Origin of the sequence: Streptomyces sp. NPDC006458 (assembly GCF_040612135.1) — a bacterium.
Lineage (GTDB): Bacteria > Actinomycetota > Actinomycetes > Streptomycetales > Streptomycetaceae > Streptomyces.
The window spans coordinates 86,073-93,520 of the sequence record NZ_JBEXPR010000030.1 but is presented as its reverse complement, the minus strand read 5'-3'; the positions used below and the strand labels follow the sequence as shown (position 1 = coordinate 93,520).

Here is a 7,448-nt window from a genome sequence, read left to right as displayed (position 1 = left end):
GGAGCGGAGTACACCGCTGACGAACTCCGCCGGGAGACACGCCGGTTGGGGCTGCGGCAGAGCATGGGACGAACCGGCTCGTGCTACGACAATGCCGCCGCCGAGAGCTTCTTCGCACTGCTGAAAGCCGAGATCGGCACCCGCCGCTGGCCCGACCGGACCACTGCCCGCACTGAGATCTTCACCTTCATCGAGACCTTCTACAACCGCAAGCGGCTGCGGAGGCATCCAGTCTGGGGCTACCTCACCCCGCTGGAGACCCGGCAGCGACACGAACAAGAACACGCCCTCGCGGCGTAAGCATCAAGTGTCCAGCATCACGGGGAAACTTCAGCCAGGCGTTCCTTGAGCTCTGCGACCTTGGCCTTGAGCCGTTCGATCTGCGCGATCCGCGGGTCGACGACCTCCCCGGCCTCCTGCGGAGTACGAAGACGCCGTCGAACTCTTCGGCGAGGTGCTGGTAGGGGCCGGGGCGGGTGGTGCCGTCACGGTTCTTCCTCGGGTAGAACGCGGTCCGGGTCACGCCGACTTCGGCGGCCAGTGTCTTCAAGTCGCAACTGCCGCTGGGCGGAAGGTCGCCTTTGAGGAGCCGGTCCATCGCAGCCCGGACCGCCTCCTCGTTGCGGGCGCGAGTTTCTGCGCTGATGCGAGCCATGAGGTGGGGTTTCTCCTTACGCGGCGTCGATCGAGGCCAGGACCTTCACGTCCCGGTCCAAGTCGGCTTGCAGGCGGGCCTTTTCGGTCTTGTGGTTGCGTCCGATCGACCCAATAAGGACCTGCTTGGTTCGCACGCTCTCGGCCCACGGGGCGGTGGCAGGGATGGTGGGTGGCCTACGGGCAGCGGTCGGAATCGCACATGCCAGCCAGCGGCTTCGTCGCGTTCGGGGTGCCGGCCAGCTTCAGGCACAATGCCTTGGAGGGGTCGATGAACCAGCAGTAGTTCGCCACCCCCAGGTGCAGGACGCCGGCGATCTCGGCGAGGAGGGCTCTGACCTCCTGGTCGCTGCCGCCGACCGTGGGGTCCTTGGCGACAGCTCGGGCTAGCTTCCCGTCGACGCTGGCGAAGAAGCTGACCAGATCGCGGGCGCCGGGACCTGACGGCATCTCGCCCTGCTGGTAGCGGCGGTACTCGGCCAGCACGAGGTCCTTGTTACGCTCTGCCTCCTCGGCGTTGACCTCCGCGAGGAACTTGGCTTGGGCCCGAACCAGCGCAGGCCCTTGCCGCCCAGCCGGCTCTCGGACTGCCGTGACATGCCGAGCGACTCCACGGTGAAGACGCGGCGTCCGGTGCCGTTCGGGCGGGAGGAGCCGCCGGGCAGCACGAAGACGGTGTCGTTCACATGCGCGGGCTTCTGCTCACATCATCGTGGACGGCCGACTGCTCATCTCACGGTCACCTCACGTTTCCCGATACGTCATACAACCTCCGCACTGTGTCAGGGGTCTCCAGGCTGTACGTAGTGATCGCACGGCACGGAGGTACCCATGCAGCGGAAGAGATTCAGCGCCACCCAGGTGGGTGGCAGCGTCATGGCCGCCACCCTTGTCCTCGGCGGCCATTTGGCAGCCGCTCCGCAGGCGGCGGCAGCCGACGACAACTGTCCGCAGAACTCCTTCAAGCGGACGTTCTACAACAACGCCACGTTCTCCGGCACCCCCGTGAGGACCGACTGCGACGACGTCATCGACCAGACCTGGCCGGGCAGCCCGACCGCCGGTGTGCCGTCGGACGACTTCACTGTCCGCTGGGAGCTGACCCGCGACTTCGGCTCCGGCGGCCCCTTCACCTTCGCCGTCTCCGCCACCGACGGGGTCCGCGTCTACCTGAACGGCGCACTCAAGATCGACCTGTGGAAGGGCACCGGTGACACCGCCCGCCCCAGGGTCGTCAACCTCACCGTTTCACAGTCCGTCAGCACGATCCGCGTGGACTACCGGAACTGGACAGGCGCCGCGAAGGTCAAGTTCGGCTACGCGCCCCGGACGTCACCGAAGATCGACAAGACCCGGCCGCGGACGCCCGACGCTTCCTGGGTCTACGACCCCAAGACCCGCAAGACCACTGCCTCGGGCATGGCCAACTACGAGATGGACCTGGCGGGGTACGCCCTGTACCGGCGGCCCGTCGGCGTCTACACATGGACCAAAGTCGGCTCGAGCTCCGTGAACCGCGTCACACAGACCACTCCGAACCCCGACGACCGGACCCCCTTCGTCTACGAGGTCCGAGCCGTGGACAGGGCGGGCAACATGTCAGGAGGCATGGACAAGCGCATCTTCCCGGTGCCGGAAGTGGGCCTGGTGAGGGGCAGTTACGACCAGACGACCGGCAAGGTCAAGCTGAGGTGGGGCAAGAGCTACGCGTCGCACTTGGACCACTACACGGTCATGGCCTACGAGAAGGTGGACGGAGGCCACGCCTGGGTCCCGCTCGGCACGACCACGGAGGAGGTCTGGCTGACGGATCCCGTACCCGCCGACGGCCAGGTCCATCACTACCGCGTGCTGGCCACCAACACCGCCGGTACCACCACCCTCAGCCCGGCCGGACTCGACCCTGAAGCCGACAACGAGGTCGCGCTGGCCCTCCCCGACGGCTACGTCCCGGTCCAGCCGATCTCCCTGACACTGGACCACTGCCAAAACGGTGTCCAGGTGACCGTCACCGACGGCATGCCCATCGTGCTGCACGAATTCATCTACTTCGACGTCGAGCGCCGCGAACTCGGCACGGACACCTGGTCATGGGACATGTCCATCAATCCTCGCTGGGACTCCGACATCACCACAGCCACCATGTGCGAACGGCTGCCCTCCGACGGCCGCACCTACGAGTACCGGGCACGCGCGTCCTTCGGGGACAACGAGCACTCGCCTTACTCCGAGGTCAAGAGCATCACCATGCCAAGGGCCTGACACCAACGCTCCGGCCACGCTCATCGCCGGCCCCGGCCGGCAAGGCGGAGAACCCCGACGGCTCCCTCCCACTACGCCGGGGCGGGAGCCGTTCGCCGGCGCCTGATCGTGTCGGACGCCGACGCGACCGCGTCCTCGCCGACCGTCCCGGCCACCGCCCACACCAGCCTCGCCGAGGTACGGGTCCCCGGCGCCGAGCGCACCGTCACCGCCCGCCTCGCCGATCTGACCACCACGGGCACGCAGTTCACCGGCACACCGATCCCGCCGACCGGGCGGGCCTGGAAGCCCCTGGGACCACGACACCGTCCGGTGTCCCCGGCATCCAGTTCGACGGCTACTTCCCCGACGGGGGGATGGCACCACAAGAACCAGTGGGACCTCCTCCAGCGGGCGGTCCGCGAGGAGCTCGACCCCGACCACGACGGACCCGCTCAGGCGGGTACCCCGTTCTGCCCGAAGGCACCGGGGCGGGCTGCGACACCGACTACGACTTCGCCACCGGTGAGGGGATTGGTGTTGGTGAAGGCACGGATGGCGCCGTTGTCGGCGAGGACGAGGTAGTCGGCTTGGCGCCCTCACCCTTGGGCCTTGATGTCGGCGAAGCGGACCTCGTCGCCGGTCCACGCGGCGGGGCGGTCGGTGATCGAGCAGACGATGTCGCCGATCGTCCCGTCACGATCGACTGGGGATATCCCCAGCATGAGCAGGCGAGTGGCCGTGCGTGAGGCCTGCTTCCGAGTCGGCTGCGCTGCCCCCGGGGGAACGGCGGCCGGTGAATGGAGCGCGAGAGCCGTCGAGTGGCGGCCCGCCGGTTCCGCCGTCATCCTTTTCGGGAGAGACCTCCGCAGTCGTCACCTCCCGCCATCACCGCCTGGAGGTGCCATGGCAGTCCACTTCGACATCAATCTGATCGTCGTCGCCAAGGAGGTGTTCACGCCTGCGGAACTGAAGCAGGTCGACGACTCCGTGGACATCATGAAGGCGATCTTCGCCACTCACGGTCCGGTGATCGGCACGGTCAACCGCTTCAAGATCGACATGAGTGTCGCCGGGGTGGACGCGATTCTCTTGGGAGCGGGCGATGCGATGGCGCTGGCCGACCGGTTCGCCGTGAACAGCAACGACGCCCTCGACGTGTTCGTCGTGAAGCGTATTTTCAACCCCCTGGAGGTCGGATACTCGCCCGAGCCCGGCGCGTGCGGGAAGAAGACGGTCAAGGGCCGGCTGAGAGCACCGGTCGTGTCCCTGGCGGGCAGCACGGCGGACAGCGGCAACACCTTCGCCCATGAGGTCGGTCACTTCCTGGGCCTGCCCCACTGCGAGAAGGACGAGTCGCTGTGCGGACCCGCGAACTTCATGCGGGCGGCCTCAGGAACCAACACGGGGGTCACACCCGCTCAGGCGGTCACGATGATCAGACACTGCCAGGTCACCCTGTAGAGCGGACCCACTGGCGGACTTCAGAGGGTTGCCGGAGAGGCGCGCAGACCATGACCGACCGTATCGACCGACTGCTCGCGTCGAAGGACGGGGTGGATTCCTCACTCCTGGCCGCGCTCGACGCCGACGACCTCGCCGACGCCATGGGCCGTGCGCTCGCCCGCGATGACGAACACCGGGTCCGTGCCCTGGGCATCCTCTCCCTGATCGACCCGACTCCGCTGGGGCCGTTGGCCCAGGTGGTCGGGCAGCTGCTGGCGGAGCCCGACCCCGACCCCTTCACGATCGCCGCGGCGCTCGGCCAGGCCGCGGTGATGGGCCCGGACGCCGTGCCGATGGTCCAGGCCGCGGCAGCGTCCGGCGAACCGGTCATCGCGCTGGCCGCCTGGCGCACCTTGCAGCAGGTCGCCACGTCCGAGTCCCTGGACGCCCTGACACAGACGGCGCCCCCGGCCGGGGACGTGGTCGGCGACCAGGCTGCCTTCGCGCTGTCGGTGATCGCCTACCGGGCAGGGCTGTCGGGCTTCGAACTCACCCCCGCGGACGACTCTCGTATCGTCGCGATCCCCGCCGACGAGGACGAAGTGTTCTTCATCGACACCTCCACGCCCACGGAGGAGGACTTCGCGTTGCTCAGCCGGGTGCCAGCCGGTGAGCTGTATCTGGTACGGCCCGAACGCCAGGGAATGCTGGCCATCGAGTGCGCGTCCGAACGCCTGCTGCTCTGCATCGACTCCGACATCCAGATGGGCATGCCGGACACGTTCCTGCAAGGTCCGTCGCTCGCCGGGGTCATCACCACGCTCGCGCCGCTCGGCACGAACTACTCCGTGCGCTACCTGGTCCTCACCTGGCCCGACGGCACCGGCGGATTCCACGTCATGCTCTGCCAGCCGAACGGGGTCCAGGCCTACTACGGCCACGCCGGCAGCGACGAGATCTCCGAAGGGACCGCCACCTTCGGCCTCTTCACCGTCGACCGGCCGGGCGCCTGCCCCATCTCCCTCACACCGAGCGTGAATTCGAGCGGAGTCACCCTCGGTGGAGACCGCATGTCGATGACCGAGACCGTCACGGACCGACTGGAACCCGAGGCCGCGCAGTAGCCCCGCAGGTCTCACCAAGTCACGCCTGTGTTGCCGCGATGGCGAGTAGCTCCGGGCCGGGCGAACTCGGGTACGTGGATTCCTCTTTCTGGTTCACCGCGCACAGGCTCGTCATCCCGTACGGACGGACGTGACGACGGCGTCCACTGGTCGCAGCACAAGGAGCCCGTGGCACGGTTTCCCGTCCTCCCGCTCATGGGCGCCTTCGCCGGGCTGCTGGACATCATGCGCGGATAGCAGGCAGGTCCGCCGGAACTCGTGCTCAGCACCGTGAAGCCGACGGCGCTCGTGCCAGCCGTGACCTCAGGCCACCGAAGGCCCACCGCAGCACCTCCCGGTCCGCCCGTCCGCGCCCGGCGCGGGCCAAACCCCCTGGGGCAGTCGTCGCCTGTCACACATCGCCGGGTACGGCCGGAGCCGACGGCCCGACTTCGCGCCCGGGATTCGTGCAACCGGATGTCCAGGGGCGGCGTCCCCTCCTGTGATCGATTCTGATGCGGACCGCCGACATGTCACCGACGCCGAGCGGCACCGCGGGCGGTACATGGAGAGAGGATGCGCATGAACCCAGGCCGGCAGGTGGAGTTCCATGCTTCGTGCGGGCACTTGATCTCGGCTCCGGCCGACCGTGCCGGGCAGGGCGTCCGCTGCCCCTATTGCCACCAGGTGGCCACGGTCCCGCCTCCCGATGTTCCGTACGCCTCGCCCGTCGTGGTACCGGCCGGTGCCGCCGAGCCGACCGCACTGACCGCCCTCTACCTCGCCGCGCTGATCGGCGGGATCATCGGGGCCGGGCTCATCTACCTCGTCATGTTCGACGAGTTCTCGGAGTCCGAGCTGGTCACGGTCACACCGCTGTGGTTCTTCCCGGTCGTCTTCGGCGTTTACGGTTTCGTCTCCCAGCGGCTGCTTCGCCGTATCGCCACCGGACGCGCGGCATCCCTGAGCGAGGCCGCCCGCTTGACGGTCGACCTCGCCGGTCACTGGGCAGCTCTGGTGCTCTTCCCGTTCCTGGTACTGAAGTGGCGCAGCTCCCTGCTCGTGTCGCTGGCGGCGGCGGGCTTCTGGGCCGTACTGCTGTGGCTCTTCTTCAACCTGCTCTTCCCGACCCTCTGAGCACCGCCTTCAGGCCCTTCTGTCACCGCCTACGGAGGGTGTGCAAGAGGCCCGACAGCTCATTGGATCAGGTCGGTGTGCGGATGCTCGGGAGAGGTCGGGCAGACGTAGAACTGCATGTTGTCGGTGCTGCCTACTTCTACCTTGATCGGCTGCGCGGGGTTCGGGCCGGCGTGATAAGCGGCGGCGTAGGCGGCGGCTTGGTCTTCGTTGGGCGCCAAGCCGCGTCCCGCACCACCGTCCCATTCGAAGGAGGCGATGGTCAGCAGCGGGACCATCTGCACCTCGAAGACACCGCAGTATCGGCGGTACGGGTCGGTGCGGCCCCACGGCGGCCAGCCACCGACCTTCCAGCCGGGAGCGTCAGCCAGATTGCAGTCGTAGAACTCAGCCGGACAGTCCGCGTACGAGCTGTCCACGCCGGCGTCGGCTGCCTGCCACCTGCTCCAGTCCCCCACCGCCAGTCGCATCTCCGGGCTCAGATCGAGGCTGTTGGGATACTCGGTGATTGCTTCTGGTGCCAGCAGACACGGCTCCGGCACATATCCCGGCCAGTCCGCCTCATACGGTTCTGGCGGTGTGGCGAGGATGTCGACGACCGCGGCGGCGGACCGCCAGGTGTGATCAGCCCGCCCAGCGTCGGCGCACCGTCACCGACGCGCTCGCGGACCTGATCCGGGTGCAGGCGGACGAACTCGGCGTCACGCCTGCCATGCCCGCCGAGACCGCCGCCCTGACCCTGCTCAGCCTCGGCATCGGGCTCGGCGTCCAGCGCGCCTTCGGCACGACCGTCCCGGTGCAGCCCGTCGTCGACCTGCTGCGCAGCGTCATGAGCGGGCGTCCCTGAGGGTGCCCGTGCCGCATCGC

At 68.2% G+C, this 7,448-nt stretch carries 9 protein-coding genes and 1 pseudogene; 6 read left to right on the top strand and 4 right to left on the bottom strand.

Going from position 1 to position 7,448, the window contains the following annotated elements; all coding sequences use genetic code 11:
* The coding region (locus ABZZ79_RS32140) for an integrase core domain-containing protein (protein ID WP_356694815.1) at positions 1-300 on the top strand (300 nt) is incomplete at its 5' end.
* 29 nt (positions 301-329) lie between these two features.
* Here the strand turns inward: ABZZ79_RS32140 and ABZZ79_RS32135 are convergent.
* Both ABZZ79_RS32135 and ABZZ79_RS32130 read right to left on the bottom strand, forming a co-directional pair.
* A pseudogene (locus ABZZ79_RS32135) lies at positions 330-655 on the bottom strand (hypothetical protein); the annotation flags it as partial.
* A 176-nt stretch (positions 656-831) separates the two neighbouring features.
* Positions 832-1,140, bottom strand: coding sequence for a hypothetical protein (locus ABZZ79_RS32130; RefSeq protein ID WP_356694813.1), 309 nt, complete (start codon positions 1,138-1,140; stop codon positions 832-834).
* Positions 1,141-1,485: 345 nt separating this feature from the next.
* Here ABZZ79_RS32130 and ABZZ79_RS32125 point away from each other — a divergent pair, with 345 nt between their 5' ends.
* On the top strand, positions 1,486-2,916 hold the full coding sequence (locus ABZZ79_RS32125; RefSeq protein ID WP_356694811.1) for a PA14 domain-containing protein: 1,431 nt from the start codon (positions 1,486-1,488) through the stop codon (positions 2,914-2,916).
* 578 nt (positions 2,917-3,494) lie between these two features.
* Here the strand turns inward: ABZZ79_RS32125 and ABZZ79_RS32120 are convergent.
* A complete protein-coding gene (locus ABZZ79_RS32120; RefSeq protein WP_356694809.1) occupies positions 3,495-3,620 on the bottom strand; it encodes a hypothetical protein in 126 nt (41 codons plus the stop codon).
* A gap of 181 nt (positions 3,621-3,801) precedes the next feature.
* On the opposite strand from ABZZ79_RS32120, the gene ABZZ79_RS32115 reads away from it, so the two are divergent.
* From ABZZ79_RS32115 to ABZZ79_RS32105, 3 genes are all read left to right on the top strand, one after another.
* The gene (locus ABZZ79_RS32115; protein WP_356694807.1) at positions 3,802-4,359 is read left to right on the top strand and encodes a hypothetical protein; all 558 of its coding nucleotides are present in this window, start codon (positions 3,802-3,804) and stop codon (positions 4,357-4,359) included.
* A 50-nt stretch (positions 4,360-4,409) separates the two neighbouring features.
* Positions 4,410-5,465, top strand: coding sequence for a hypothetical protein (locus ABZZ79_RS32110; RefSeq protein ID WP_356694805.1), 1,056 nt, complete (start codon positions 4,410-4,412; stop codon positions 5,463-5,465).
* Between the two features lie 555 nt (positions 5,466-6,020).
* A complete protein-coding gene (locus ABZZ79_RS32105) occupies positions 6,021-6,581 on the top strand; it encodes a hypothetical protein (RefSeq protein ID WP_356694803.1) in 561 nt (186 codons plus the stop codon).
* 59 nt (positions 6,582-6,640) lie between these two features.
* On the opposite strand, the gene ABZZ79_RS32100 is transcribed toward ABZZ79_RS32105, so the two are convergent.
* Positions 6,641-7,123 carry a hypothetical protein gene (locus ABZZ79_RS32100; RefSeq protein WP_356694801.1) on the bottom strand — a complete coding sequence of 161 codons (483 nt, stop codon included), beginning with the start codon at positions 7,121-7,123 and terminating at the stop codon, positions 6,641-6,643.
* Positions 7,124-7,158: 35 nt separating this feature from the next.
* On the opposite strand from ABZZ79_RS32100, the gene ABZZ79_RS32095 reads away from it, so the two are divergent.
* Complete coding sequence (locus ABZZ79_RS32095) at positions 7,159-7,428, top strand: hypothetical protein (RefSeq protein WP_356694799.1); 270 nt, start codon at positions 7,159-7,161, stop codon at positions 7,426-7,428.
* Positions 7,429-7,448: the final 20 nt, after the last annotated feature.